Origin of the sequence: Aestuariivirga sp., assembly GCF_047602625.1 — a bacterium.
GTDB lineage: Bacteria > Pseudomonadota > Alphaproteobacteria > Rhizobiales > Aestuariivirgaceae > Aestuariivirga.
In genome coordinates this window covers 1,579,432-1,602,579 of the sequence record NZ_JASGGV010000002.1, presented here as the reverse complement: position 1 = coordinate 1,602,579, position 23,148 = coordinate 1,579,432, and the positions used below count along the sequence as shown (strand labels likewise).

The window sequence follows — 23,148 nt, the reverse complement described above, 5'->3', positions numbered from 1 at the left end:
CCGTGCGCGATGTGATGCTCTCCGCCGAAACGCGGAAGCTTTATTCGGAGTTTGAACGGGCGCGGCTGGAAGGGCTGGCGGCGCTGGAGCGGGCGCGGGGCGAGCAGGCCTCGCTCCGGTCGCTCGCCAATGCGGCGCGTATGCTGAAGGGCAATCCCGAACTCATGAATCTGCGGCTCCTGCAGGCATTGCAGGGCCAGCCTGGAAAAGCGCCGCCCACCCTCGTGCTGGGCGCGTCTTCGGGCATCTTGCCCGTTTCACCCGATGAGGAGTCCGCCATATGAGTGATGTGATGGTGATCGGCGCGGGGCTGGCGGGCGCTGCGGCCTCGGCGAAGCTCGCGGCGGCAGGGCTTTCCGTCACGGTGCTCGAAGCGCGGGACAGGGCCGGCGGCCGCGGCTGGTCCAGGCCCTTCGCGGGTGGCCAAGGCGAACTGCTTGAATTTGGCGGGGCGTGGATCACACCCTGGCATCACCGCTTGCGGGCGTTGGTGGCGCGGCACGGCCTCTCGCTCCGGCCCCGCCACGAAGTAACGGGCAGGCGCTTTGTGGCGGAAGAGCCTGCCGACTATGCGGCACGGCTGGCCCATGAGCGGGCGCTGGCGCGGGTGGCGGCGGATGCGCTGCTGCTCAAGATGGGGCATGGCGTGAATGAGCATGGCGAGGCGCTGAGAGGCATCAGCTTCGCAGCCTATCTCGACCGCATCGGCGTTTCACCCTTTACGCGGGCGCAGTTCTCGGCGTGGTGGTCCGTCTCCGGCAACGGTGATCCTGAAACAATGGCCGCCAGCGAATTCCTGGCCAGTGCCTCCTATGATAGCGGGCTGGCGGAAGGCATGATCCGCTTCTGGGCCGACACGGTGGCGCCTGGGATGGGCGTTCTGGCGGAGCGCATGATCTTGGCTTCCGGCGCCATCTGGAGGCGCGAGACGGCGGTGAGGGAGATTCGTCAGCTTACGGATCATGTGAAGGTTGTGACCGCCGCAGAAACATTCCAGGCGCGTGCCGTGGTGGCGGCGCTGGGCATCAACCAGATGAGGCCCTTGCGCTTTATGCCGGAACTGCCGGAGGCGAAGCGCCGCGCCATTGCCACGGGCCATGGCGGATCGTCCTTCAAAATCTGGGTGAAGATGGAGGGCGTGGCGCTGGGCACGCTCGTGAGCGGCGACGGAAGCGGCATCGAACTCGCCTTCGCGGAACGGAAGGCGCAGGACGGCACAACGCTGGTGGTGGGCTTTGGCCTGAGCAATTCCGAAGCGCATCCCGGCGATGCCGCGTGGGTGAAGCGTGAGATGCAGAAGCTGCTGCCCAATGCGCGCTATGTGGCGCATGACTGGCACGACTGGGTGAATGACCCTTACGCAGCGGGCACCTGGGTTGCCGCTCCCGCAGGCCATGAGGCGGGGCTTGAGGCGGAAAACTGGCAGCCGGAAGGCCGGATCGCCTTCGCCTCCTCCGATTATGCGCCCGATCAGGCGGGCTGGTTTGAGGGGGCGGTGATCTCGGGCGAGAAAGCGGCGGATGATGTGATGGGGATGCTCTGACGTCTCCCTCTCCGCGGCAGCGGGATCGAGAAGTCAGCCCACCGTATCGCGGAAAGCCTCAAGTGTGGTGTTGGCGCCGCAGAGGATGACGCAGACGCGTTCATCCTTTTCGGGGCGATAGGCGCCGGTGAGCAGGGCGGCCAGCGCGGTGGCGCCGCCCGGTTCTGAAATCAATTGCAGAACCTGCCAGATGTGGCGTTGGCTGCGGCGGATATCGTCATCGCCCACCAGCACCACCTGATCGATGTGCGCGCGGGCGATCGGGAACATCAGTTCACCCACGCGGCTGGCGCCGAGGGAATCAACGGCAAGGCCTGACGGCGCAATGGTCACGCGGTCCCCTGCCGAGAGCGCGGCATGAAGGGTGTTGCAGCTTTCAGGCTCGACGCCCACCACCTTCACGCGGCCCTGATACCACGCCGCGATGCCGCCGATGAGGCCGCCGCCGCCGACCGCGACCAGAACCGTATCAAGATCCGGCGACTGGTCTTCCAGCTCGCGCGCCAGCGTGCCCTGGCCTTCCAGCGTCGCGGGCGCATCATAGGCGTGGATCGAAAGCGCGCCGGTTTCAGCGATATAAGCCTCGCACAGCGCCAGAGCCTCGTAATAGGTCTTGCCCTGCTGCACGATCTCCGCGCCGTAAGAGGCGATCTTCTTCACCTTGGCGGGGGATGAGATTTCGGGGACGAAGATGCGCGCCCTGTGGCCCAGCGCGCGAGCGGCATATGCCGCCGCAGCACCATGATTGCCGCCGGAAGCGGCTGCCACGCCGGGGCCTTGCGGATCGCGGCCCACCAGCGTGTTGAACGCGCCCCTTGCCTTGAAGCTTCCGGAATGCTGCAGCAGTTCCAGCTTCAGCGTGACGGGGCGGGCGATACCGTCAAGCGTGACGTCAATGACGGGCGTGCGCCTGACATGCGGGGCAATGCGCTGGGCGGCGCGCGAAATCGCCTCGCGGGTGATGGTCATTCGGCGGGGGCCACGTGGACGAGGGTGGAAGACTTGGCCGCGAAGGCCTCGTCATAATAGCGCTTCTGGGCCAATGCGGCGGTCAGCGCATTGCGCATCAGAATCGATACGGTGACGGGGCCGACGCCGCCGGGAACGGGTGTAATCCAGCCCGCAACTTCGGCGCAGGCGTCATAATCCACATCGCCCACGGTGATGCTCTTGCCGCCCTCTTCGATCTGGTTGATGCCGATGTCGATCACGGCGGAGCCGGGCTTGATCATGTTGGCGGTGATGAAACGGGGCTTGCCGACTGCTACGAAAATCGCGTCTGCCGCGCGCGAATGGACGGCGAGATTGCGCGTCATGTGATGGCAGACGGTGACTGTGGCGCCTTCCGCCATCAGCAAAAAGGCGATGGGCTTGCCGACGATTTCGGAATGGCCGATCACCACAACCTCAAGGCCTTCGAGCCTGAGGCCCGTGCGCTTCAGGAGTTCGACGGAGGCGGCGGCGGTGCAGGGGGCGAGCGAGGTGTCGCGGTAGACGATGTTGCCGATCGACGCCGGGTGCATGCCCTCCACATCCTTCAGTGGATGGATGGCCGTCTGCAGTTCGCGGATGTCGAGATGCCTGGGCACCGGGCGCTGGATGATAACGCCCGTAACGCGGGGATCGGTATTGAGGGCAGAGAGGATGCCCGTCATTTCCAGCCGCGAGACATTGGCCGGCAGGTTGCGCTCCTCGAAGGTGATGCCGGCCTTTTCGGCGCCTCGCGCCTGGTTGCGCACATAGAGGCTCACCGCCGGCACATCGCCGATGGTGATCGAGACGAGCTTCACCGGCCAGCCCTTCTGGGCAAGTTCGGTGACGCCCTTGCGGACGCTGGCGGTGATTTCTTCGGCGACGGGCTTGCCCAAAAGGGCGTTGTGATGGGTGGTCATGGCGCGGGCGTTCTAGCCGAGGCGTTTGCACTTGTCATGCGCTGATCGCCATGCGGAGGCCCCGGGCGTCGTGCTGGTCAATGGCGGGAAAGCGGATCGCCTCGCCGTCGCGGATGCGGCGGGCGGCCCATGCGCAGGCACAGGCATCGAGCAGATCATCCGCGCCCACGTCGCTGCGCCGGTAGAGGGCTTCGGGCAGGTCATCAATCGGGAAGCCTGCCTGTTCAAGCAAGCTGCGCCGTAGCGCGAGGCCCGGCGGAGAGGGCGTTCCTTTCACCTTCTTGGGAAGGGCAAGCGGCTGGCCGCCGTTCATCGCCCAGAAGGCGAATTCCGGATGAACCTCATGCACGCGCTGCTGCAGGGCGGGCGTCATCAGCGCATCGATCTCGCGCATCTTGGGGAAGAGGTGGAAAATCTGTTTGGAGATTTTCTTCGGCGGATGGGAGGCTTCGAGATTGGCGGTGCAGGCCTCGCGGTAACCGGCGCAGGCGACGGCGGCGCGGGTGGGCACGGCAAAGACGCTGGATTGCCGCGCCCCCAGCCGTTTCCGCACATCCTTCTCGGCCTGCCGCCCCTCACGGGCGGGAAAACCGATGGGCATGTCCACGGCGATGATGGCGGCTTCCAGCGCCAGCACCTCCGCGAAGGTGCGGCACAGGCGATGGGTGACAGCCTCGTTCCAGATAACGGCAATCCATCCCACGGGGCAGCCGTCCACACCGATGACGCTGCTCATCCTATAAGCGCCTGCGCCACGGCGAGAACATCGGTGCCGTGGCTCATGGCGATGGCGCGGTCGAGCTTCTGCATCGCGGCGGGGAGGGCGCGTTCGGGGGGTGATGACAAGCGTTCGGCCAGATAGGCGCCGCTCAGGAAATCGCCGGTGCCTTGCGGGACATGGGGCAGCCGCTGGCGTTCGAGGCGGGTGACGGCGTTTTCTGTGATGGCGAGGGTGAGGAGGAAATCCTCCGTATGCGGAACAGATGTCGCCAGCACCTCGGGCGTGCCCAGGCTGTGGGCGGCGGCGATGGCTGATGCTTCATCGGCCACGGGGATGCCGGACAGCCAGCCCAGCTCAAAGGCATTGGGGGTGATGATGGTGGCGAGCGGCAGCAAATGGCCGCGGATGGCCGTTGCTACATCCTCCGGCACATAGAGCGCATCGCCGTCGCCAATCACCGGGTCTACCAGCACGATGGGCGCGTTGAGCGAAGCGATGGCGCGGGCTGCTTCTTCCACCTGTTCAGGCGATGCGAAATAACCGGTCAGCACCGCATCCACCTTGTCCAGCGCGCCGCGCTCCTTCAGTGCGGCGAGGATGGCGGCGAGTTGGGCCGCCTCGGTGCGGAAGCCTTGAGGCCTGCCATGGCCGGGATGGTTGGAAAGCGTGATTGTGGGAAGCGCCATCACCTCGTGGCTTTTCGCCTGCAGTGGCGGCACCAGCGCCGTGAGGCCCACCGGCCCCCAGGCCACTTGTGAGGAGATGGCCAGCACGCGCGCCATCACAGCATCCCCGCATCCATGAGATAGAGCAGGACCGACGCCGAGATGGCGGCCAGCGCCGTGCCCAGGGCAATCGCGCCCGAGACGGCGGCCAGCGCCTCGTCATTGCGGTGGGCGAAGAGAAAGGCATTGGCGCCGGTGGGCATGGCGGCAAAGAGGATCGCCACCTGCGACCACAGGGGCGGCAGGCTGACCACGAAGCGCAGCAGGCCGAAGACGCAAAGCGGCAGCAGGATCATCTTGAGGGCGATCAGCGTGAACATGCCCGTCCATGCGCCTTTGAGCGAATAGGCGGCAAGCGACAGGCCCAGCGCGAACAGCGCCGTGGGTACGCTGGCATCGGCCAGCATGGAGAGCATCTTGTCGATGACGGGGTTCAGGCGCAGCCCGCCAGTGCGCCAGATGGCCCCTGCCAGCAGCGCCAGCACGATGGCGTTCTTCGCCAGGTTGAGAAACAGTTCGCGCGCCGTGCGGGCGAGCGAGAAGCCCGCATCATGGCGGGTGAGTTCATGATGCACGGTGGCGGTGAACCACAGGATGGGCGCATGAACGGAAAGGATCATGCCGAGCGGCACGCCCACCTTGTCGCCGAAATGCGAGAAGGCGAGCGGCGTTCCCAGCAGCGCCAGATTGCCGAAGCCCGCCGCCATGGAGGCCGCCGATCCGCCGCCATCGGAAATGCCGTCAATGCGGGGGGCGATGACGGCGGTGATGCCCCAGGTGATGGCGATGCCGCCGAAGAAGGCGATCCACAATCCCCAGGGCGCCCCTTCCTGCGGCGTCATGGTGGCGACGGTCTTGAACAGCAGCGCCGGAATCGCGGCGTTGAAGACGAAGAGCGTGATGCCCTTGCCCGCCACCTGATCGATGATCCCGGCTTTCGCAAATCCATAGCCCAGGACGATCATGCCGAAGACCGGCAGGACAGTGATGAGAATGGCGTTCAAATGAAAACCCGCGCAGCAAGGATGAGACATCCTGCTTACAGGCGGCGAACGGCAAGGTCAAAGATCGGAAGAGCAGGCGGGTCCTACAGCCAAGGCTGGCTTGTGTGCTGCTTCTTCTCGAAGGTGTCGATCGACGCCTTCTTTTCCATGGTGAGGCCGATATCGTCGAGGCCGTTCAGCAGGCAGTGCTTGCGGAAGGGATCGAGGTCGAACTTCACCCTGCCGCCGTCGGGCCCCCTGATTTCCTGGTTGGGGAGATCGATGGTGAGGGTGGCATTGGATCCACGCTCGGCGTCGTCCATCAGCTTGGCCAGATCTTCCGGGCTTACCTTGATGGGCAGAATGCCGTTCTTGAAACAGTTGTTATAGAAAATATCGGCGAAGCTCGTTGAGATCACGCAGCGGATGCCGAAATCGAGCAGCGCCCAGGGCGCGTGCTCGCGCGAGGAGCCGCAGCCGAAATTGTCGCCCGCCACCAGAATCTCGGCCTTGCGGTAGGCCGGCTGGTTGAGGACGAAATCCTTGATCTCCTTGCCGTCCTGCGTATAGCGCATTTCGAAGAACAGCGACTTGCCGAGGCCCGTCCTCTGGATCGTCTTCAGGAACTGCTTGGGGATGATCATGTCGGTGTCGACGTTCACGATGTTGAGCGGGGCCGCGACGCCGGTCAGGGTTTCAAACTTCTGCATGAGCGCCTCCTCAGGCTGCCTTAGGAAGATCGACGCCGAGTGTTTCCTCAGCGCCGATCATCAGGTTGAGATTCTGCACGGCGGCGCCGGACGCGCCCTTGCCGAGATTGTCGTAGATCGACACCAGCAGCACTTGCCCCGCCGCATCATTGGCAAAGACATGGAGGCGCATGCGGTTGGTGTTGTTCAAGACCTCCGGCGACACATCGGCGGAGCGTTCGACCTCGGCCAGCGGCGCCACCTCGATGAAGGCCGAGTCCGCATAGGCATCGGCCAGCACGCGGTGAATGCCCGCCGCATCGGTCTTGCGGGCGAAGAGATGGGTATAGAGCGGCACCGCGCCCAGCATGCCTTGCGCATAATTGCCGACGGCGGGCTGGAAGATGGGCGCGCGGCTCAGGCCCGCATAGTGCTTCATCTCGGGGAGATGCTTGTGCTGGAACGTCAGGCCATAGGGGAGATAGGGAATGGCGGACGGGCCTTTCGCCTCATACTCCTCGATCATCTTGCGGCCGCCGCCGGAATAGCCCGACACGGCATTGTAGGTGACGGGATAATCGGGCTTGAGCAGGCCCTGGTCGATCAGCGGGCGGATACAGGCGATCAATCCTTGCGGATAGCAGCCGGGGTTGGCGACGAAACGCGCTGCGGCGATTTTCTTCGCCTGGTCGGCGGAGAGTTCGGGAAAGCCATAGGCCCATTGCGGATTGGTGCGGAAGGCGGTTGAGGCGTCGATCACCCGGGTCTTCGAGCCCGGCGCAATCATCGCCACGGCGTCCTTCGCCGCATCATCGGGCAGGCAGAGGATGGCGACATCCGCCTCGTTCAGCAGTTCGCGGCGCGCCGCCTCGTCCTTGCGCCGCTCGGGCGCGATCGAAAGCAGCGTCACATCGCTCCGGCCCTTCAGCCGGTCGCGGATCTGGAGGCCGGTGGTGCCTGCCTCGCCATCGATGAAAATGCTCGTCATGGCGGGTCTCATACAGGGGGAGGGGCGGCCCCGCAACATGAACAGCCGCTAAATGCATGGCTCAGATGCGGTTCAGGGCAGGGGGCCTAGAAGCAACGTCAACACCGGTGATCATCACCGATGGGGCAACACACGAAGGAACCAAGCCATGTTTCGCAAGACCCTGATCGCCCTCGCCGCCACCGCCGCCTTGGGCGGCGCCATGACCACGACTGCTGAAGCCCATCATCACAAGTTCATCGTCGACATCGGCTTTGGCGGATGGGGCGGCGGCTATGGCGGCGGATACTGCGGCTATGAGGCCGTGCCCGTGAAGAAGTGGAACAAATGGCACGACGCCTACAAGATCATCTGGGTGAAGCAGTGGGTTTGCTACTGATCGTACCCTGAACGAGACCCGGGGCCGGGTTCTCCCTCCTCCCCCACTCCCTGCCTGGTCCCGGACAAGAAACCGGCTGCGCATCCCCCTCCGCAGCCGGTTTCGCTTTTGAAAGATCACTTTTGCACGCCATTCCGCGCATACTTGGCATGCCGGAACATTGCGCATTTGCAAAGCTTGTCCCGCTATCACGCCCCACCGGATTTATGCCGGGGCGGCAACAGAAAGGGACAACTCATGCGCAAACTCATGATCGCGCTTTCCTGCGCCGCGGCAGCAAGCCTTGGTGCGGCAACGGCAGCACAGGCAGACGCTCCGATCTGGAAGCACAAGCACCACAATGGCGGCAATTGGGGAGGTGGCCCTGGTCATCATCCCGGCGGCAATTGGGGCGGGCCCGGTGGCTGGAACCACCATCACCATAATGGCGGCGTGAATATCGGCATCGGCCTTGGCGGCTTCGGGCCGGGTTGGGGCGGCGGCTGGTATGGTCCGGGCTATGGCTACTACGGCGGATATGGCGGGGGATACTACGCGGCTGATTGCGGCTGGCGGCCCGTCAAGCGCAAGGTGTGGAATGCCAGCCACACCCGCTATCGCATCGTGTGGAAGAATAAGCGCGTTTGCTGGTAAGCAACCGGGGGCGCGGCGATTCACCTTTGGATCGCCGCGCCTTGGACTTTCAGGCGCATGGATGGCAAACTGCCGCCATGCGCCATTTGTGTTTCAGCATGTCGGGAGCGGAAAGTTTGTGTGAGGCGCTTCGCGATGCGGAGCGCGATGAGTTGGTCATCAGGGGACTGTTTGACGATCTGTCGATGGGTCCGATCAACGATGTGTGTAGCGCGGAACGGCAGGCATGGCTTCAGGACATCCTACATGGCGGAGATGTTTTTGCGGATTGGGATGCGCACATGCATTTCTGGTCGAGCATAAATTTGATGCAAACGGATGACGTGACAATTTGGTATTCCAGCCGCAATGCACGCGATTATTGCGGTTTTCTGGAATTTCTTAGACGATTGCCTGCCGATGCTGATTTGATCGCTGCAAACATCGCCGATGGAAATTTCTCTGCAAAATTCGGGGCCGAAGCCGAACAGCCGATTTATTCGACTGGTTTGCTTTTGCCTCATCACTGGGTTTCAGCATTCGCGCTTGCCCGCATGCGCGCACGAAGGGAGTATGCAAAGGAACTTGAGAATTGGGAACGGCTCAGAGAAGAGAATGCACCGCTGCGGGTTTTTCGCGATGGCCGCCTGATATCAGCCAAAGAGGATTTTTATGATCAAGGCCTGTTCCGCCATTTGTCGGACAGGTGGCGAAAGGTGGCCTATGTGGTGGGGCGAACCATGATGGATTTCTCGGATATGCCAGAGCCGCAAATGATCAGCGATCTCTGGCTTGACCACCGTATCAATGTGCTGGTGGACGCAGGCATGATCAAAGAGATCGGCGAAGGTGACATGAGACATCGTGAGATCAGGCTGAAAGCCTGATCTCCGGCGCAAACCTAATCTGTCTACTGATCATATCGCCGCTGAGCGCATCACGGCGCGGGCGGGGTCATTGCCGCCTTTGAGCAGAATCTGGATGTGCTTCCAGCGCGGATCACCGGAATAGTCGTGGCATTTGCCATTGGCATCGCACTGGACGGCATTGCCATTCACCGTATCGCGGCAGCCATAGGCACCGGTCTTGCTTTGCAGGCCATAGCCTTCGCCCTTGTCTCCCAGGTGATCGCAGGCGGCGGCCAGCGCCTCGCGGCTCTTGTTGTACGAGATGGGGGCATAGCTGGCGAAGGCCGTGCCCCACAGGATAACGCTCAGGGCAAGGCCGAAAAGCACTGACTTCATGATGGGGAAAATCTCCGGTTGCAGGTGATGACGCCACCATGCGGGTGAGCGCGTGAACGCCAGCGCAACGGGATTTTCATCGGGGCTTCAGGCTCGTGGCGGAAAAGCGGCGTCAGCCCGCCGCCGCCTCGATCGCTTCCATGTCTTCATCCGACAGGCCGAAGTGATGGCCGATCTCATGCACCAGCACATGGGTGACGATTGATCCCAGCGTCTCCTCATGCTCGGCCCAATAGTCGAGCATGGGGCGGCGGTAGAGGAAGACCATGTTGGGCAGGCGGCCCGTTTCGGGAGCTGCCGCATCCTGCGCCAGGCCGATACCCTGAAACAGTCCCAGAATGTCGAACGGCGTTTCGGCGTGGAGTTCGTCCAGCACCTCATCGGTGGGAAAGTCCTCGACGCGGATGACGACATCGCCGGTTAGCGCGCGGAATTCCCTGGGCAGGCCCGCGTAAGCCTGCCGTGCGAGAGTTTCAATGTCGGAAAGGGTAGGGGCGGACAGACGGCCCAAGGCCGTATCAGCCGCCAAGACCTGTTACTGGCAGAACATCAGGCAGGTGCCCGACTTTTCCGTCATGGCCTGAACGGTGGTGAAGCCGGCCATGGCGCCGGTGGCAAGGGTGAGAAGAACGAGGCCGAACAGCACGCGACGCAGAAATTTGGTATCGGCCTGCACAGTTGTACCCACTGGAAATCCCCATTTTTAGGCAATCGGTGAACTTGCGATTCACTCTACTGCCGCCGTGGTGACATATCCCTTAACGGGGAGTTCATCAACCGTTAATGGCAAAACCGTGCGCGATGACGGCAAAGCTGTGGCCAAAATGCCAAAGGCCTGCCGGGTCCGTCCGTCAGGCCTTTGAAAACAGGGTTAATTTTCCGTTTCAGGCGGGCTTGCGCACATCCACGAAATGGCCTGCAAGGGCGGCGGCTGCGGCCATTTCCGGGCTGGCCAGATGGGTGCGGCCGCGATAGCCCTGACGGCCCTCGAAATTGCGATTCGAGGTGGAGGCGCAGCGCTGGCCGGGTTTCAGCTGGTCGGGGTTCATGCCCAAACACATGGAGCAGCCGGGTTCGCGCCATTCAAAGCCCGCCGCCTTGAAAATCCTGTCCAGCCCTTCGGCCTCCGCCTGTTCCTTGACGAGGCCGGAGCCCGGCACGATCATCGCATAGGCAAGGCTGCCGGCGATCTTCTTGCCCTCGACGATCTTCGCCACGACGCGCAGATCCTCGATGCGGCCATTGGTGCAGGAGCCGATCCACACCACGTCGAGCGGCACCTCGGTCATCTTCTGGCCGGGCTTGAGGCCCATATATTCGAGCGCCCGCCATTTCGACTGGCGCTTGCCTTCCTCGGCAATGTCATCGGGGTTGGGGATCGCGGCGGTGATCGCCATCACGTCTTCCGGGCTGGTGCCCCAGGAGATGATGGGCGGCAGCGAGGCTGCATCGAGTTTCAGCACGCGGTCAAAATGGGCGCTTTCATCGCTGCGGAGCGTGTTCCAATAGGCTTTCGCCTTGTCCCAGTCCGCACCCTTGGGCGACATGGGGCGGCCTTCGAGATAGGCATAGGCCTTTTCATCAGGGGCGATCATGCCGGCGCGGGCGCCGCCCTCGATCGTCATGTTGCAGACCGTCATGCGGCCTTCCATGGTGAGATCGCGGATCGCTTCACCGGCGAATTCGATCACCGAGCCGGTGCCGCCCGCCGTGCCGATCTCGCCGATGATGGCGAGGATGATGTCCTTGGCTGTCGAGTGGGGGGCGAGCTTGCCATCCACCTGCACCAGCATGTTTTTTGCCTTCTTCTGGATCAGCGTCTGGGTGGCCAGCACATGCTCGACTTCCGATGTGCCGATGCCGTGGGCCAAAGCGCCGAACGCGCCATGCGTCGAGGTGTGGCTGTCGCCGCAGACAATCGTCGTGCCGGGCAGCGTGAAGCCCTGCTCGGGGCCGACGACGTGGACGATGCCCTGGCGCTTGTCCAGCTCATTGAAATAGCGGACGCCGAATTCCCTGGCGTTGTTGGCCAGCGTCTCCACCTGGATGCGGCTTTCGGCCTCGGCGATGCCCTTGGATCGGTCGGTGGTGGGCACATTGTGGTCCACCACGGCCAGCGTCTTTTCCGGGTGGCGCACCTTGCGGCCGGTCATGCGCAGGCCTTCGAAGGCCTGGGGCGAGGTCACCTCATGGACGAGATGGCGGTCGATATAGAGCAGCGCCGTCCCGTCTTCGGCTTCATGGACGAGGTGATCGTCCCAGATCTTGTCATAGAGGGTGCGGGCTTTGGCCATATCAGGGTTGCCTTCGGAAGAGTGGTTTTGCGGGGCTATTTAAGCCTCGGGACGCTCAAGTCAAATCCCATCGCTGCATCACACATTTGCCGGTTTGTGCGGGCTTGATCGCGGGATGGGAAGCAGGCGGGCAATGATTGCGGGTGGTTTGAGCCTTGGCGCGGCGGGCGTGGCGCTGGCTGCAGCGCCCGCAAGCTGGCGGCACATCGGGCTTTCCTATCTCACCGATCCTGTGCCCCGCCCTCCTGCCGCGGAAGCCCGGCCCTTCGCGGTTGCCGAACCCTGGGCGATGACGCTGATCCGCGCGGCGGAGCGGCAGATCGGCGAAACGCTGTTCTATGATCCGCGCTACCAGCGCATCGCCTATCCCGGCGGCGACGTGCCGCGCATTTCAGGCGTGTGCACGGATGTGGTGATCCGCGCCTATCGCGACGGTTTTGGCGCTGACCTGCAGCGCCTCGTACATGACGACATGGCGGCCAATTTCACGGCCTATCCGAAGCTCTGGGGCCTGAGCAGGCCCGACAGCAATATCGATCACCGGCGGGTTCCCAATCTCAAGGTGTTCTTCGCGCGGCATGGGCGGGTGCTTGAGGTTTCTGCCGATCCTGCCGCCTACCGCCCCGGCGACATCATCACCATGAAGATGCCGGGCGGGCAGCCGCATATCGCCATCGTCACCCATAGGCCCAGCGGCGACAGGCTGCGCCCCGAGATCGTGCACAACTATGGCGCTGGAACGAGGCTCGAGGATGCGCTGTTCGCTTACGTCATTGACGGGCATTTCAGGTTCGACCCCCGGGCGGCAACATCAAGGATCTGAGGCTGAAGGGCTCTCCATTAACCTCATTGCCCATTCTCCTCTGCCATGATGGGCCATGAACATTCTTTGCATCCGGCTGGGCCACCCCGGCGACACCAGCCGCTCCGGCATCGCGGAAGAGCTGGAACGCCGGGGGCATCATGTGGATGACCGAGTGATCGCCGAAGGATCGCGCTGGCAGATCATCCGCCAGATTCTGCTGATGCCCGTGAGCTTCGGCGGCTATGACGCCATCATCAGCACCAGCTATCATTGCGCCTTCGCGGTGAGCCTCCGCCTGAGGGCGCAGCGCCGCCGCCCGCTGAACATCGTCATCGGATTCAATCTTTCGGGAAGGCCGTGGAAGGTTGGCGTCCGGCCTGCCGACGCGCTGTTTAACTGGATCTTCCGGCGGCTCGATCTGGTGATCGTGCATTCGACCGCCGAAATCGGCCTGATGGGTGAGCTGCATCATCTTGACCGCAACAAAATCCATTTTGTGCCGTGGGGATTCGACCTGCCGGACGAGCCCGCCGCAACGCCTTCGGTTCCCGTCCCCGACGGGCCACTGTTCTGCATGATCGGGCGCAACAACCGCGACTTCGCCACCTTCTCCGTGGCCGTTGAAAAAGCGGGCTGCAAGGGCGTCATCATCACCGACCGGTTTGCGGAAGTCCCGGCAACAGGCCCTCATGTGCAGGTGATCTACAATGCGCCGCTGGCCGAATGCATGTTCTGGATCGAAAGAGCCGTTGCCAATGTCATTCTGGTCAATGACGAGATGCGGGGCGCGGGGCATATCACGGCGGTTCTCGGCATGCTGCTGAAGCGGCCGCATATCTTCTCGCGCGCCCAGACCATCGCCGATTATCTGCAGGCGCCAGATCACGGGATCGCCGTGGCGATGCATGATGCCGATGACACGGCGCGGGCGATGCAGCTTGTGATCGCCCAGCCGCAACGCGCCCAAGAGATGGCGTTGCGCGGATACCAGCATGCGCGCCATGATCTCTCGCATGCCGCCGTGACCCGCCAGATGGCCGATCTCGTTGAACAGGCGCTGGCTAGACGCCCGAGCGGGCGCGCCTGAGGCGTTCAATAAAGGGCTGCAACAGGCGCGACCGGTCCCACCACTTCTCCGTTCCCAGATCGCTGCGAGAGGAAAACTGGGTGATCAGCTGCGGCGCCGCCACAAGCGTTCTGAAATCCGGGTTCTGCTGGCGGAACATGGTGAAGGCGCCATCGACATGCATGGGGCCGCCCACCGGATCGCCGGGTTGCCTGTGCTTGCACGCCTGAAGATAGTCAACGATGCGGCGCGCGGCGGCGGGCGTCACGGCATAGGCATGGGTGGTCATCACCGGCCCGTCCCATGGCCTGAGCGGCTGGCCCGCGGGCGGGATCGGGTTGCCATATCCGAAATAGAGCATGTCCCACGGCCCGGATTTGATGAGAGCGGGCAAATCGGGCAGGGCGGCCCAACGCTCCATTTCAAACTTGATGTCGTCCTCGAGCACCAGCGCCAGCCGGTTCTGCCGTGCGCAGTCCTCCAGCACCAGAAGATGGCTCTCGAAGCAGCCGCGCGCGCCGAGGGTGGGAAAATCCCCGGCATCCTCGAAGCGGATGGCATCGAAATAGCGCAGTCCGCGCGCCTCCATGTCAATGCCCAGCGCGGCGAATTGCCGGTTCACCCGCGCGCGCCGGTCCGTGCGGGCCGTGAGGCTGATGATGCGAATGAACGGAAATTGCCGCAACACCGCAGCAACGACAGGTCCTGCCTTCTGCTGTTGCTGAGCCATCACACCTTCACCGCGCGGATCGAAAAGCTGAGAGGTAATTTCGGAAATCCGTCCGGCAATCGCCACATGGTGCGGCGGCCTTCGACGGGCACCATGATGGGCGCGAACTGCCAGGCCAGCAGCTCATGCTCGTGCAGCCACGAAAGCCTGAGGCCCGAGCCGATCACGGCATTGATGACATTGGAGAGCGGATGAATCCATTCGACGGTCGTGGTGTTCGTCAGAATGGCGGTGTCGCCCGTGTAGGTGGTTGACTCATTCATCACCAGAGGTTGGCCCATGGGCGTGCGCCAGTCATAGCCGGGCCGCAGATCAGGCTGGCGCTCGTCCGCCACCATCAATGAGGGATGGCCCTCGAGCAGATAGAGTTCGCCGCCGGGCTTCAGGAGCGATGCGGCCACTTCGGCCCAGCGCGCCACATCGGGCAGCCAGCAGAGTGCGCCCCAGGTGACATAGACCATGTCGAAATCGCCATCGATGAGCTGGCGCGCGTCATAGACATTGCCTTCCATGAAGCTGGCATCAAGGCCGGTGTGGCGCTGAAGCGTCCGCGCTTCGGCGATCGCCACGGGCGAAAAATCGAGACCCACCACCGATGCGCCGCGCCTCGCAAGGCACAGCGTGTCGATGCCGAAATGGCATTGCAGATGGGCGATGCGCTTGCCCGCCACATCGCCGATCTCGGCATGCTCAATGTCGTGCAGATTGTCGGCGCCAGCGAGAAAGGCCTTGACGCGATAGCCGCCTGCTTCGTCTTTCACATGAATCGCCGCGCGCTCATCCCAGTTGCGGCGGTTGATGGCGAGATAGTCCTTCACGACGCAGGCCGTGCGGCGAAGCGGATGGAGAAGCGGGTGCCGTTGTCCTGCGCGTAGCCGAAATCATTGCCAAGCTGCTGGCCCAGCGCGCGCACCAGCCTGGTACCCATGCCCTTGTGGTCATCGGAAGGTTCATAGCCCACGCCATCATCGGCAATCACCAGTTCGGCGCGCGTTTCATCAAGCGGCTTTGCCGTCACGGAGATATTGCCCCGCTCGCGTCCCTCAAAGGCGTGTTTCATGGCGTTGGAAATCACTTCGTTGACGATGAGGCCCAGAGGCGAGGCGAGATCGCGGTCCACCGTCAGATGCGCGATACTGGATGTGATGGCAACCTGATCGCCATAGCTCTTGCGGATGCTGTCGAGCAGGCTTGCGAGATATTGCGCCAGGTCGACCTCGGTATATTGATCCATGCGGTAGGCCTGCTCATGCACGGCGCTCATCGCGGCGATGCGGCCCGCCATGTCGCGCTTGGCATCGGCGGGAAGCGGCTGCAACTGCACCAGCGAGGCCACGGTCTGCAGATTGTTCTTCACGCGGTGGTGAATTTCGCGGAACAGCAGCGTGTTATGCTCGGCGGCGGCGGCCAATTGCAGGCGCAGGTTTTCATCATCGCGCATCAACCGCGTCACCCACCAGACGATGCCGCCGATGGCGGCAAAGAGCGGCACAAGGATGGCCAGCAGTTTCCATGTGTCGCGCCAGTAATGCGCCATCGCATAGCTGGTGGAGAGGTTGGCTGTCACCAGCAGCGGCGCATTGGCGAGGCGGCGGTAGCCGACGATGCGCAGTTCATTGTCGATGGTGGAGCGCGTTTCATAGGTGCCGTCGGGCGATTTTGGCAGATAGTCCTTGAACAGCGGACTTTCGGAAATATTGATCACCTTGCCGGTGGGCGGGTGGCGGGCCACCAGCAGGCCGTCGTCGCGCACCAGCGTGATGGTGGAGAGTGGCCCCAGGTCCAGCGTCCGCCACAGGGTGGTGACAACGCTGGTGGGAATAACGAGTGCGGCGGTCCCGGCAAATTGCCCGCCGCGCATGATCTTGCGGGCGAGGATGAAGCTCTGCTGATCGGGGTCCGTTTCGGAGGCCGACGGCGCGGCCAGCAACGTTTCTGGCGGCGTTTCAGCCGTGGCGAGAACGCCGGGCTGGTTCAGGCCATCGATGCCCGCAGCACTTGCCGGATAGCGCGTGCCATCTGGCAGGATGACGGCGGCGGCAACGCCCTGGGGAAGATTTTTCTGCAAGGCCGCGATCTCGGCATCGAAGCTCGCAGGCGGATGGGCAGGGTCGGGGCCTAATTGCCGGTCTATCCCGTCCAGCGCCTGGCGGCTGGCGCGCACCAGCCATTCCATGTTCGTCGCCACGATCTGGGCCGAAGCGGCGGCTTTCAATTTTCCGGCTTCGCGCGCCCCTGCATAGCCGTTCCACAGGAGAAGCCCCGCGCCCGCCAGCAGGATGGCGAGCAGGCCGAAGATCAGCGCGAAGGCTGCTGGCGCGGAGCGGATCGCGCTTGCCTTTGCCTGTTTGCCGGGGCCTGCCACATCACGCTCCAAATCATTTCGCGCCGACAGTTATGGAGGGTTCCGGGCGAAGGTCAAGAAACCGGCGGCAATGCAAAAGGGCCGGATCGCTCCGGCCCCCGCAAAACCATCCGTGAACGGAAGATCAGGCTTCCTTGGCTTCTTCCTTGGGCGCATCTTTCGGCGCGGCGTTGAGGCCAAAAGCCTTCTGCTTCTCGGCGATGCGCGCCGACTTGCCGGTGCGGCCACGGAGATAATAGAGCTTGGCGCGGCGCACCTTGCCGTGGCGCACCACCTTGATCGAGTCGATCAGCGGCGAATAGACGGGGAACACGCGCTCCACGCCTTCGCCATAGCTCATCTTGCGCACGGTGAAGTTCTCGTTCAGGCCGCCGCCGGAGCGGGCGATGCAGACGCCTTCATAGGCCTGCACGCGGGTGCGCTCGCCTTCCTTCACCTTCACATTGACGATCACCGTGTCGCCGGGGCCGAAGTCCGGCACGGCGCGCTGGGCGGCCACAACCGCAACCTGCTCTTTCTCGAGCTGAGCAATGATATCCATAATTCTCTTCCTCTTGGGGTTGCGGGCTCATACCCGCAACCGATTCAAAAATCAAATCTTTTGGTCCTTGCGGGCCGCCCAGAGATCGGGCCGCCGCGCCTTCGTTAATTCCTCCCGCCGCCCGCGCTTCCAGCGGGCAATGGCCCCGTGGTCGCCGGAGAGTAAAATCTCCGGGATTTCAAGGCCTTCCCAGAGGTTGGGCTTGGTGAACTGTGGGTGTTCCAGAAGCCCGTCCTCGAAACTTTCTTCCGTGCCGCTTTCCGCCTTGCCCATGACGCCGGGCAGAAGCCTGACCACCGCATCGAGCAGCACCAGGCCTGCGGGTTCGCCGCCCGACAGCACGTAATCTCCCACCGACACCTCGCGGAGGCCGCGTTTGCCGATCACCCGTTCGTCCACGCCCTCGAAGCGGCCACAGACGATGAGGCAGCCCGGCCCCGCCGCCAGTTCGCGCACCAGCGCCTGGGTCAGGCGCTCACCGCGCGGGCTCATCAGCAGCCTCGGGCCCTGATGGGGCGCTGCGTCGATGGCCGCCGCCAGCACATCGGGTTTCAGCACCATGCCGGCCCCGCCACCCGCCGGATGATCATCCACCGTGCGGTGGCGATCCGTGGCGGCGTCACGGATGTCGCGCACGCTAAGCGACCACACACCCTTTTCCAGCGCGCGGCCCGCCAGCGACAGGCCGAGCGGCCCCGGAAACATGTCCGGGAACAGGGTGAGGATGGTGGCCGCGAAGCTCATGCGTCACGCTCGCCCTTGCCGTCGGAGAGATAATCCCCCGGCAGGTCGACCGTGACGGTGCGGGCTTCAAGGTCCGTCTCCCGCACGAAGGGATCGGCATAGGGGATCAGCACGGTGTCCTTGCGGCCTTCCACTTTGACCTCCAGCAGATCGCTGGCGCCATAGTTGGGAAAGCCCACCACCTCGCCCAGCACGCTGCCGTCCTTCAACTTCACGGTGAGGCCGATCAGGTCGGCCACGTAAAGCTCATCCTCATCGGGCTCCGGCAGTCGTTCGCGGGGCACGAAGAGTTCCGTTCCCTTCAGCGCTTCCGCCGCGTTGCGGTCCTGCACGCCTTTCAGGCTGGCGATGAAGCCATCCTTCTGGGCGCGCATGCGGCTGATCTCCAGACCCTTGCCCCCCGCCGTCTGCAACGGGTTGTAGGAGGGCAGGGCTTCCGGATCGGCGGTGAAGCTCAAAAGCTTCACCTCGCCCCGGATGCCATGCGCGCCGGTGATGACGCCGACGAGGATCAGGTCTGCCATGCGATTCCCGTCCTTCCCCGGTCAGGGAAGAAGCAAAAATCAGCCCGCGGCCTTTTCGGCGGCGGCCGCAGCGGCCTTCTCGCGCTCCTGGCGCTTCTTGCCGGGCAGCGCCTTCTGCGGATTGTTGCGCGCCTCGCGCTTGGCAAGGCCGGCCTTGTCGAGGAAACGCAGCACGCGGTCGGTCGCCTGCGCGCCCTTCTTTAGCCAGGCCTGGGCCTTCTCGCCGTCGAGCTTCACGCGGTTGGCGTCGTCCTTCGCCAGCATCGGGTTGAAAGCGCCGATCACGTCGATGAACTTGCCATCGCGCGGGCTCGCCGCATCGGCAATCACGATGTGATAATAGGGGCGCTTCTTGCTGCCCGCACGGGCGAGACGCATCTTTACGGCCATGTCTTACTCCTTTTGATCCGTAGTCAGTTGATTGTCAGTCTTAGGTTTAGATTGTCGCCGATCCTCATTTTGGAATGAGGAATTTCAAACGAAGGCGTCAGTGAAACTTCAATAAGATTCCAATTGTGCATCGGCCTTATCGACACCTGCCTGCCATTCTCGAGGCAGAATAAAATCTCATAGTCGTAGCTTCGGACTTCCTCGAGTTTTTCAAGATGGGGCCACGCCTTCATCTGATTTGATATCGAGATATATGAATAAATCTCGATTTTCCTGATTGGATTGTGCTCGGGCGAGTTGCGATAGACCCAGCTACTCGGATTTTCCCCGGTCAGTTCAGCCCAGGATTTCTCATGTTCTGAAAGAGAATAGCGATACAAATGATCTTCCGTAAACGGAGCATCTAGTTCGCAAATTTCCAGTTGCGCATATTCTGCGATATCATTCTTCACAGACTTGATGAGCAGAATCCGGTCCGTGTAAAATCCGCCATCGCCATGCGACGCAGCCCAAGGCGTCCGCATAGCAAGAGCCTTACCTACAATGGGTTTCAACGCAGCCTGAGCCTGCTCTGAAAGCCGTTCCTCTATCAGGGATGCGGTTTCGATCATCACTACTTCTTCTTGCCGGGAAAGCCCGGCAATCCCTTGAAGGCGCCGCCGCCCAAGCCGGGGAGGCCTCCGAGGCCCGGCAGCTTGCCGCCGCCGAGGCCAGGCAAACCGGCGGGCATCTGCGGCAGGCTGCCGCCCTTCATCATGTCTTTCAGATCGGCGGGGAGCGCATTGGGATCGAGCTTCGAGAGCTCCTCCTGCATGCGCTCGAGTTCCGCCGCATCGGGGGCGCCCTTGGAGCCTCCCATCATCTTGCCGAACAGGCCCTTGCCCTGGCCCATCTGCTTCATCATCGCCGCCATCTGCAGATGCATCTTGAGCAGGCGGTTGATCTCTTCCACCTTGGTGCCGGAACCGGCGGCGACGCGCTTCTTGCGCTTGCCGTCCATCAGCTTCGGGTTGCGGCGCTCATAGGGCGTCATCGAGCCGATGATGGCCATCTGGCGCTTCAGGACCTTGTTGTCGAGGTCCATGCCTTCCATCTGCTTCTTCACCTTGCCCATGCCGGGCAGGAGATTCATGACGCCGCCCATGCCGCCGAGCTTCTGCAACTGCTTCAACTGGTCGGCCAGATCCTCAAGATCGAAAGCGCCCTTCTTCATGCGCTCGGCGATCTTCTTCGCCTTCTCGTGGTCGATCTCGAGCGCCGCCTTCTCGACCAGCGAGACGACGTCGCCCATACCGAGGATGCGGCCGGCAATGCGCTCGGGGTGGAAATCCTCGAGGCCATCCAGTTTTTCGCCGGTGCCCATCAGCTTGATGGGCTTGCCGGTGACGGCGCGCATGGAGAGCGCGGCACCGCCACGGCCATCGCCGTCGATGCGGGTCAACACGATGCCGGTGATGCCGATCTTTTCGTCGAAGGCGCGGGCGAGGTTCACGGCGTCCTGCCCGGTCAGCGCATCGGCGACCAGAAGCGTTTCATTGGGCTTGGCGATGTCGCGGACGGCTGCGGCTTCGGCGAGGAGTTCCTCATCGATGTGGAGGCGGCCCGCCGTGTCGAGCATCACCACATCATAGCCGCCCTTGCGGGCTTCCGACATGGCGCGCCTGGCGATCTGAACCGGCGTCTCACCCTTGACGATCGCGAGTGTGTCGACCTTCACCTGTTGGCCAAGGATCGCCAGCTGTTCCTGCGCGGCGGGGCGGCGGGTGTCGAGAGATGCCATCAGCACGCGGCGCTTCTCCCGGTCCTGCAGGCGGCGGGCGATCTTGGCGGTGGAGGTGGTCTTGCCCGAACCCTGCAGGCCCACCATCAGGATGGGCACGGGGGGTGCGGCACGCAGGTTGAGGCTTGATCCTTCCGAGCCGCCCAGCGTTTCGACCAGCGCGTCGTGGACGATCTTCACCACCATCTGGCCGGGCTTGATCGACTTCACGATCTCGGCACCCACGGCCTTGGCCCTCACCTTCTCGGTGAAGGTGCGGACCACTTCCAACGCCACATCGGCTTCAAGCAGGGCGCGGCGGACCTCGCGCAGCGCCTCGTCCACGTCGGATTCCGACAAGGCACCGCGTCCGGTGATCTTGTCGAGAATGCCCGAGAGGCGGTCGCTCAGTGTTTCAAACATAATTCACAATCCAATTGCCCAAACGCAGAACGCACCCGGGGGCGCAACGCGCTGCCGGATGCTGGCCGCCGCACCTCCCGGAGGATCAGACCCCCATGTGTGCGGATGCCTCGAGACGTTCAAGCCTCAAGAGATTGTCGGGGACATAGGGGAAAGGGGCGGGGAAGTCAAATGGGGTGAGTAAAGTTTACAGCACCGGCCCGAACATGGCGATCGTGTTGTTGAGAAGCTGGCGGGGATAGGACCAGTTCTTGACCGTGTCCTTGCTGACGGGCGTGCATCTGGCGAGATAGTCCTGCTGGCGCTGGCGCACGGCGGCGGCGACGGCCTTGTCGGCGAAGAGCACGTTGTTCTCGTAATTCAGATCGAAGCTGCGGCGGTCGAGATTGGCGGAGCCGATCAGCGCCATCTCGCCATCGGCCACCATGGTCTTGGCATGCAGAAGGCCGCCGTGAAACTCATGCAGGCTCACGCCCGCCTCGAGCAGCGGCAGATAATAGCTGCGGCTGGCGGCGGCGACGAGGCGGCTGTCATTGCGCGCCGGCACCATCAGCGTCACCGCCACGCCGCTCCGCGCGGCGCTGCTGAGGGAGGTGAGCAGGAATTCGTCGGGGATCAGATAGGGCGTGGTGATGATGAGTTCGCGGCGCGCATACTGGATCACCGAGGCGAAGATTTCCGGCATGGCCGAGGGCCGTGTCGTGGGGCCGGTGCCGGTGGCCTGGGCCAGCACACTTCCCGGCTCTTTCTCCGGCAGCGGCTCGAGCAGCAGCGGAGCCAGATCATGCTGGGGTTTCACCGCCATCCACTGACTGGCGAAGATGTGCTGGTTCTGCCGCGCCATCGGGCCTTCCACCCGCAGCATGATGTCGACCCATGGCGCAAATTTGGGCTTCACGCGGAATTCCGGATCGGCGCAGTTCTGGCTGCCCACATAGGTGATGCGGTTGTCGATCACCACGATCTTGCGGTGATTGCGGAGGTCGATCCTTCCATTGAACATGCGCACAAAGGGATTGCCGATGCTGAGCGCCACCATGGTGTGAGCGCCCGCCTTGGCCATGTCCGCCCAGTGCGGCGAGCGGATCAGCAGGCGGGAACCTAAGCTGTCAGCCACCACCCGGCAGGCGACACCCCGCGCGGCGGCGCGTTTCACCGCCTCGATGACCTTGGCGCCGTTCGTGTCGGTGAGCCAGATATAGAAGGAGATGTGCACATGCCGCGCGGCGGCGTCGATGTCCTCCACCAGCCGGGCGATGGCGGCGTTGGAATCGGCCATCAGCTCGACGCTGTTGCCGGAGACGGGCGTGTGGCCGTTGATCGAATGGCCGATGTCGAAGGCGCGGATGCCCTTCCTGATGTCTTCGGGTTTCTCTGCGAGGCCCGGGCATTCCGTAAGGGCGGGCAGATGGCTGAGGGCGCGCTGTTCGCCGCGCCTGCGGCTGCGGCCAATGTCGGTTTCGCCCAGCAGCAGATAGGCGATGATGCCCACCACCGGCAGCGCCATGATCACCAGCACCCAGGCGATGCGGGACGCCGGTTCCCGGTGCGGCCTGAGGATCGCCCGCACGAGGAAGCCCACATGCACGAGGGTATAGAGAATGGAGAGGAAGAAAGTGAAGCTCAGCGGCGGCATATTTCAATCCTCTCCATCACCGGCCTTGCGCCGGTGAACCAGACTTTCCCCGCCTGGCGCGTTTGAAAGTCTGGGTGGCCTGGTCATGCCTTGCC

28 protein-coding genes are annotated in these 23,148 nt (G+C 63.3%); 7 read left to right on the top strand and 21 right to left on the bottom strand.

The window, feature by feature from the left end:
- The first annotated feature begins 2 nt into the window (after positions 1 to 2).
- Complete coding sequence (locus QM694_RS12885) at positions 3 to 284, top strand: hypothetical protein (protein WP_415007336.1); 282 nt, start codon at positions 3 to 5, stop codon at positions 282 to 284.
- On the top strand, positions 281 to 1,543 hold the full coding sequence (locus QM694_RS12880; protein WP_415007335.1) for a flavin monoamine oxidase family protein: 1,263 nt from the start codon (positions 281 to 283) through the stop codon (positions 1,541 to 1,543). Before QM694_RS12885 ends, QM694_RS12880 begins: the two co-directional genes overlap by 4 nt.
- Before the next feature lie 33 nt (positions 1,544 to 1,576).
- Here QM694_RS12880 and QM694_RS12875 read toward each other — a convergent pair whose 3' ends face one another.
- The 7 genes from QM694_RS12875 to argC form a co-directional block, all read right to left on the bottom strand.
- Positions 1,577 to 2,512 (bottom strand): threonine/serine dehydratase, encoded by a 936-nt coding sequence (locus tag QM694_RS12875; protein WP_415007334.1) that lies wholly within the window; start codon positions 2,510 to 2,512, stop codon positions 1,577 to 1,579.
- Positions 2,509 to 3,435: a bifunctional 5,10-methylenetetrahydrofolate dehydrogenase/5,10-methenyltetrahydrofolate cyclohydrolase gene (locus tag QM694_RS12870; protein WP_415007333.1), complete on the bottom strand. Its 927-nt coding sequence runs from the start codon at positions 3,433 to 3,435 to the stop codon at positions 2,509 to 2,511. Before QM694_RS12870 ends, QM694_RS12875 begins: the two co-directional genes overlap by 4 nt.
- A 34-nt stretch (positions 3,436 to 3,469) precedes the next feature.
- Positions 3,470 to 4,171: a DUF429 domain-containing protein gene (locus QM694_RS12865; protein WP_415007332.1), complete on the bottom strand. Its 702-nt coding sequence runs from the start codon at positions 4,169 to 4,171 to the stop codon at positions 3,470 to 3,472.
- Positions 4,168 to 4,938, bottom strand: coding sequence for a bifunctional hydroxymethylpyrimidine kinase/phosphomethylpyrimidine kinase (locus QM694_RS12860; protein WP_415007331.1), 771 nt, complete (start codon positions 4,936 to 4,938; stop codon positions 4,168 to 4,170). The genes QM694_RS12865 and QM694_RS12860 overlap by 4 nt, the downstream gene beginning before the upstream one ends.
- On the bottom strand, positions 4,938 to 5,885 hold the full coding sequence (locus QM694_RS12855; RefSeq protein WP_415007330.1) for an AEC family transporter: 948 nt from the start codon (positions 5,883 to 5,885) through the stop codon (positions 4,938 to 4,940). The genes QM694_RS12860 and QM694_RS12855 overlap by 1 nt, the downstream gene beginning before the upstream one ends.
- Before the next feature lie 83 nt (positions 5,886 to 5,968).
- Positions 5,969 to 6,574: a 3-isopropylmalate dehydratase small subunit gene (leuD, locus tag QM694_RS12850; protein WP_415007329.1), complete on the bottom strand. Its 606-nt coding sequence runs from the start codon at positions 6,572 to 6,574 to the stop codon at positions 5,969 to 5,971.
- 10 nt (positions 6,575 to 6,584) lie between these two features.
- Complete coding sequence (gene argC, locus QM694_RS12845; RefSeq protein ID WP_415007328.1) at positions 6,585 to 7,541, bottom strand: N-acetyl-gamma-glutamyl-phosphate reductase; 957 nt, start codon at positions 7,539 to 7,541, stop codon at positions 6,585 to 6,587.
- Between the two features lie 148 nt (positions 7,542 to 7,689).
- On the opposite strand from argC, the gene QM694_RS12840 reads away from it, so the two are divergent.
- The 3 genes from QM694_RS12840 (at position 7,690) to QM694_RS12830 (ending at position 9,419) form a co-directional block, all read left to right on the top strand.
- Positions 7,690 to 7,920, top strand: a complete 231-nt coding sequence (locus QM694_RS12840; RefSeq protein WP_415007327.1) for a hypothetical protein — start codon at positions 7,690 to 7,692, stop codon at positions 7,918 to 7,920.
- A gap of 237 nt (positions 7,921 to 8,157) precedes the next feature.
- Positions 8,158 to 8,553: a hypothetical protein gene (locus QM694_RS12835; protein ID WP_415007326.1), complete on the top strand. Its 396-nt coding sequence runs from the start codon at positions 8,158 to 8,160 to the stop codon at positions 8,551 to 8,553.
- 41 nt (positions 8,554 to 8,594) lie between these two features.
- Complete coding sequence (locus QM694_RS12830) at positions 8,595 to 9,419, top strand: DUF3658 domain-containing protein (RefSeq protein WP_415007325.1); 825 nt, start codon at positions 8,595 to 8,597, stop codon at positions 9,417 to 9,419.
- Positions 9,420 to 9,449: 30 nt separating this feature from the next.
- On the opposite strand, the gene QM694_RS12825 is transcribed toward QM694_RS12830, so the two are convergent.
- The 4 genes from QM694_RS12825 to leuC all read right to left on the bottom strand — a co-directional run bounded on the left by QM694_RS12825 (position 9,450) and on the right by leuC (position 12,070).
- Positions 9,450 to 9,776 carry a hypothetical protein gene (locus QM694_RS12825; protein WP_415007324.1) on the bottom strand — a complete coding sequence of 109 codons (327 nt, stop codon included), beginning with the start codon at positions 9,774 to 9,776 and terminating at the stop codon, positions 9,450 to 9,452.
- 112 nt (positions 9,777 to 9,888) lie between these two features.
- Positions 9,889 to 10,287: a metallopeptidase family protein gene (locus QM694_RS12820; RefSeq protein ID WP_415007323.1), complete on the bottom strand. Its 399-nt coding sequence runs from the start codon at positions 10,285 to 10,287 to the stop codon at positions 9,889 to 9,891.
- A gap of 24 nt (positions 10,288 to 10,311) precedes the next feature.
- A complete protein-coding gene (locus tag QM694_RS12815) occupies positions 10,312 to 10,464 on the bottom strand; it encodes a hypothetical protein (protein WP_415007322.1) in 153 nt (50 codons plus the stop codon).
- A gap of 196 nt (positions 10,465 to 10,660) precedes the next feature.
- Positions 10,661 to 12,070, bottom strand: coding sequence for a 3-isopropylmalate dehydratase large subunit (gene leuC / locus QM694_RS12810; RefSeq protein ID WP_415007321.1), 1,410 nt, complete (start codon positions 12,068 to 12,070; stop codon positions 10,661 to 10,663).
- 133 nt (positions 12,071 to 12,203) lie between these two features.
- Between leuC and QM694_RS12805 the strand changes: the two genes are divergently transcribed.
- Together QM694_RS12805 and QM694_RS12800 are read left to right on the top strand one after the other, a co-directional pair.
- Positions 12,204 to 12,893 carry a DUF1287 domain-containing protein gene (locus tag QM694_RS12805; RefSeq protein ID WP_415007320.1) on the top strand — a complete coding sequence of 230 codons (690 nt, stop codon included), beginning with the start codon at positions 12,204 to 12,206 and terminating at the stop codon, positions 12,891 to 12,893.
- A gap of 55 nt (positions 12,894 to 12,948) precedes the next feature.
- Positions 12,949 to 13,962: a hypothetical protein gene (locus QM694_RS12800; RefSeq protein WP_415007319.1), complete on the top strand. Its 1,014-nt coding sequence runs from the start codon at positions 12,949 to 12,951 to the stop codon at positions 13,960 to 13,962.
- Here the strand turns inward: QM694_RS12800 and QM694_RS12795 are convergent.
- The 10 genes from QM694_RS12795 to cls form a co-directional block, all read right to left on the bottom strand.
- Positions 13,937 to 14,671 carry a glycosyltransferase family 25 protein gene (locus QM694_RS12795; RefSeq protein ID WP_415007318.1) on the bottom strand — a complete coding sequence of 245 codons (735 nt, stop codon included), beginning with the start codon at positions 14,669 to 14,671 and terminating at the stop codon, positions 13,937 to 13,939. The genes QM694_RS12800 and QM694_RS12795 overlap by 26 nt on opposite strands.
- Entirely contained in the window at positions 14,671 to 15,489 is an 819-nt protein-coding gene (locus QM694_RS12790; RefSeq protein WP_415007317.1) for a class I SAM-dependent methyltransferase, read from the bottom strand. The genes QM694_RS12795 and QM694_RS12790 overlap by 1 nt, the downstream gene beginning before the upstream one ends.
- Positions 15,486 to 17,036: a sensor histidine kinase gene (locus tag QM694_RS12785; protein WP_415007316.1), complete on the bottom strand. Its 1,551-nt coding sequence runs from the start codon at positions 17,034 to 17,036 to the stop codon at positions 15,486 to 15,488. The genes QM694_RS12790 and QM694_RS12785 overlap by 4 nt, the downstream gene beginning before the upstream one ends.
- Positions 17,037 to 17,160: 124 nt before the next feature.
- On the bottom strand, positions 17,161 to 17,577 hold the full coding sequence (gene rplS / locus QM694_RS12780) for a 50S ribosomal protein L19 (RefSeq protein ID WP_415007315.1): 417 nt from the start codon (positions 17,575 to 17,577) through the stop codon (positions 17,161 to 17,163).
- A 51-nt stretch (positions 17,578 to 17,628) separates the two neighbouring features.
- The gene (gene trmD / locus QM694_RS12775) at positions 17,629 to 18,321 is read right to left on the bottom strand and encodes a tRNA (guanosine(37)-N1)-methyltransferase TrmD (protein WP_415007314.1); all 693 of its coding nucleotides are present in this window, start codon (positions 18,319 to 18,321) and stop codon (positions 17,629 to 17,631) included.
- On the bottom strand, positions 18,318 to 18,845 hold the full coding sequence (gene rimM, locus QM694_RS12770) for a ribosome maturation factor RimM (protein ID WP_415007313.1): 528 nt from the start codon (positions 18,843 to 18,845) through the stop codon (positions 18,318 to 18,320). The genes trmD and rimM overlap by 4 nt, the downstream gene beginning before the upstream one ends.
- A gap of 39 nt (positions 18,846 to 18,884) precedes the next feature.
- The gene (gene rpsP / locus QM694_RS12765) at positions 18,885 to 19,235 is read right to left on the bottom strand and encodes a 30S ribosomal protein S16 (protein ID WP_415007312.1); all 351 of its coding nucleotides are present in this window, start codon (positions 19,233 to 19,235) and stop codon (positions 18,885 to 18,887) included.
- Positions 19,236 to 19,258: 23 nt separating this feature from the next.
- Positions 19,259 to 19,846, bottom strand: coding sequence for a hypothetical protein (locus QM694_RS12760; protein ID WP_415007311.1), 588 nt, complete (start codon positions 19,844 to 19,846; stop codon positions 19,259 to 19,261).
- 2 nt (positions 19,847 to 19,848) lie between these two features.
- The gene (gene ffh / locus QM694_RS12755; protein ID WP_415007310.1) at positions 19,849 to 21,417 is read right to left on the bottom strand and encodes a signal recognition particle protein; all 1,569 of its coding nucleotides are present in this window, start codon (positions 21,415 to 21,417) and stop codon (positions 19,849 to 19,851) included.
- A 187-nt stretch (positions 21,418 to 21,604) separates the two neighbouring features.
- A complete protein-coding gene (gene cls / locus QM694_RS12750; protein ID WP_415007309.1) occupies positions 21,605 to 23,053 on the bottom strand; it encodes a cardiolipin synthase in 1,449 nt (482 codons plus the stop codon).
- Positions 23,054 to 23,148: the final 95 nt, after the last annotated feature.

Excerpts from the sequence above, each read along its gene's own strand:
- rpsP (WP_415007312.1), bottom strand. The coding sequence starts at position 19,235 with ATGGCCGTAAAGATGCGTCTCGCCCGTGCGGGCAGCAAGAAGCGCCCC.
- cls (WP_415007309.1), bottom strand. The coding sequence starts at position 23,053 with ATGCCGCCGCTGAGCTTCACTTTCTTCCTCTCCATTCTCTATACCCTC.
- QM694_RS12865 (WP_415007332.1), bottom strand. The coding sequence starts at position 4,171 with ATGAGCAGCGTCATCGGTGTGGACGGCTGCCCCGTGGGATGGATTGCC.
- rplS (WP_415007315.1), bottom strand. The coding sequence starts at position 17,577 with ATGGATATCATTGCTCAGCTCGAGAAAGAGCAGGTTGCGGTTGTGGCC.
- QM694_RS12880 (WP_415007335.1), top strand. The coding sequence starts at position 281 with ATGAGTGATGTGATGGTGATCGGCGCGGGGCTGGCGGGCGCTGCGGCC.
- QM694_RS12835 (WP_415007326.1), top strand. The coding sequence starts at position 8,158 with ATGCGCAAACTCATGATCGCGCTTTCCTGCGCCGCGGCAGCAAGCCTT.
- QM694_RS12840 (WP_415007327.1), top strand. The coding sequence starts at position 7,690 with ATGTTTCGCAAGACCCTGATCGCCCTCGCCGCCACCGCCGCCTTGGGC.
- QM694_RS12805 (WP_415007320.1), top strand. The coding sequence starts at position 12,204 with ATGATTGCGGGTGGTTTGAGCCTTGGCGCGGCGGGCGTGGCGCTGGCT.
- QM694_RS12870 (WP_415007333.1), bottom strand. The coding sequence starts at position 3,435 with ATGACCACCCATCACAACGCCCTTTTGGGCAAGCCCGTCGCCGAAGAA.
- leuD (WP_415007329.1), bottom strand. The coding sequence starts at position 6,574 with ATGCAGAAGTTTGAAACCCTGACCGGCGTCGCGGCCCCGCTCAACATC.
- QM694_RS12875 (WP_415007334.1), bottom strand. The coding sequence starts at position 2,512 with ATGACCATCACCCGCGAGGCGATTTCGCGCGCCGCCCAGCGCATTGCC.
- ffh (WP_415007310.1), bottom strand. The coding sequence starts at position 21,417 with ATGTTTGAAACACTGAGCGACCGCCTCTCGGGCATTCTCGACAAGATC.
- QM694_RS12825 (WP_415007324.1), bottom strand. The coding sequence starts at position 9,776 with ATGAAGTCAGTGCTTTTCGGCCTTGCCCTGAGCGTTATCCTGTGGGGC.
- QM694_RS12800 (WP_415007319.1), top strand. The coding sequence starts at position 12,949 with ATGAACATTCTTTGCATCCGGCTGGGCCACCCCGGCGACACCAGCCGC.
- trmD (WP_415007314.1), bottom strand. The coding sequence starts at position 18,321 with ATGAGCTTCGCGGCCACCATCCTCACCCTGTTCCCGGACATGTTTCCG.
- argC (WP_415007328.1), bottom strand. The coding sequence starts at position 7,541 with ATGACGAGCATTTTCATCGATGGCGAGGCAGGCACCACCGGCCTCCAG.
- QM694_RS12760 (WP_415007311.1), bottom strand. The coding sequence starts at position 19,846 with ATGATCGAAACCGCATCCCTGATAGAGGAACGGCTTTCAGAGCAGGCT.
- QM694_RS12795 (WP_415007318.1), bottom strand. The coding sequence starts at position 14,671 with ATGGCTCAGCAACAGCAGAAGGCAGGACCTGTCGTTGCTGCGGTGTTG.
- rimM (WP_415007313.1), bottom strand. The coding sequence starts at position 18,845 with ATGGCAGACCTGATCCTCGTCGGCGTCATCACCGGCGCGCATGGCATC.
- leuC (WP_415007321.1), bottom strand. The coding sequence starts at position 12,070 with ATGGCCAAAGCCCGCACCCTCTATGACAAGATCTGGGACGATCACCTC.
- QM694_RS12860 (WP_415007331.1), bottom strand. The coding sequence starts at position 4,938 with ATGGCGCGCGTGCTGGCCATCTCCTCACAAGTGGCCTGGGGGCCGGTG.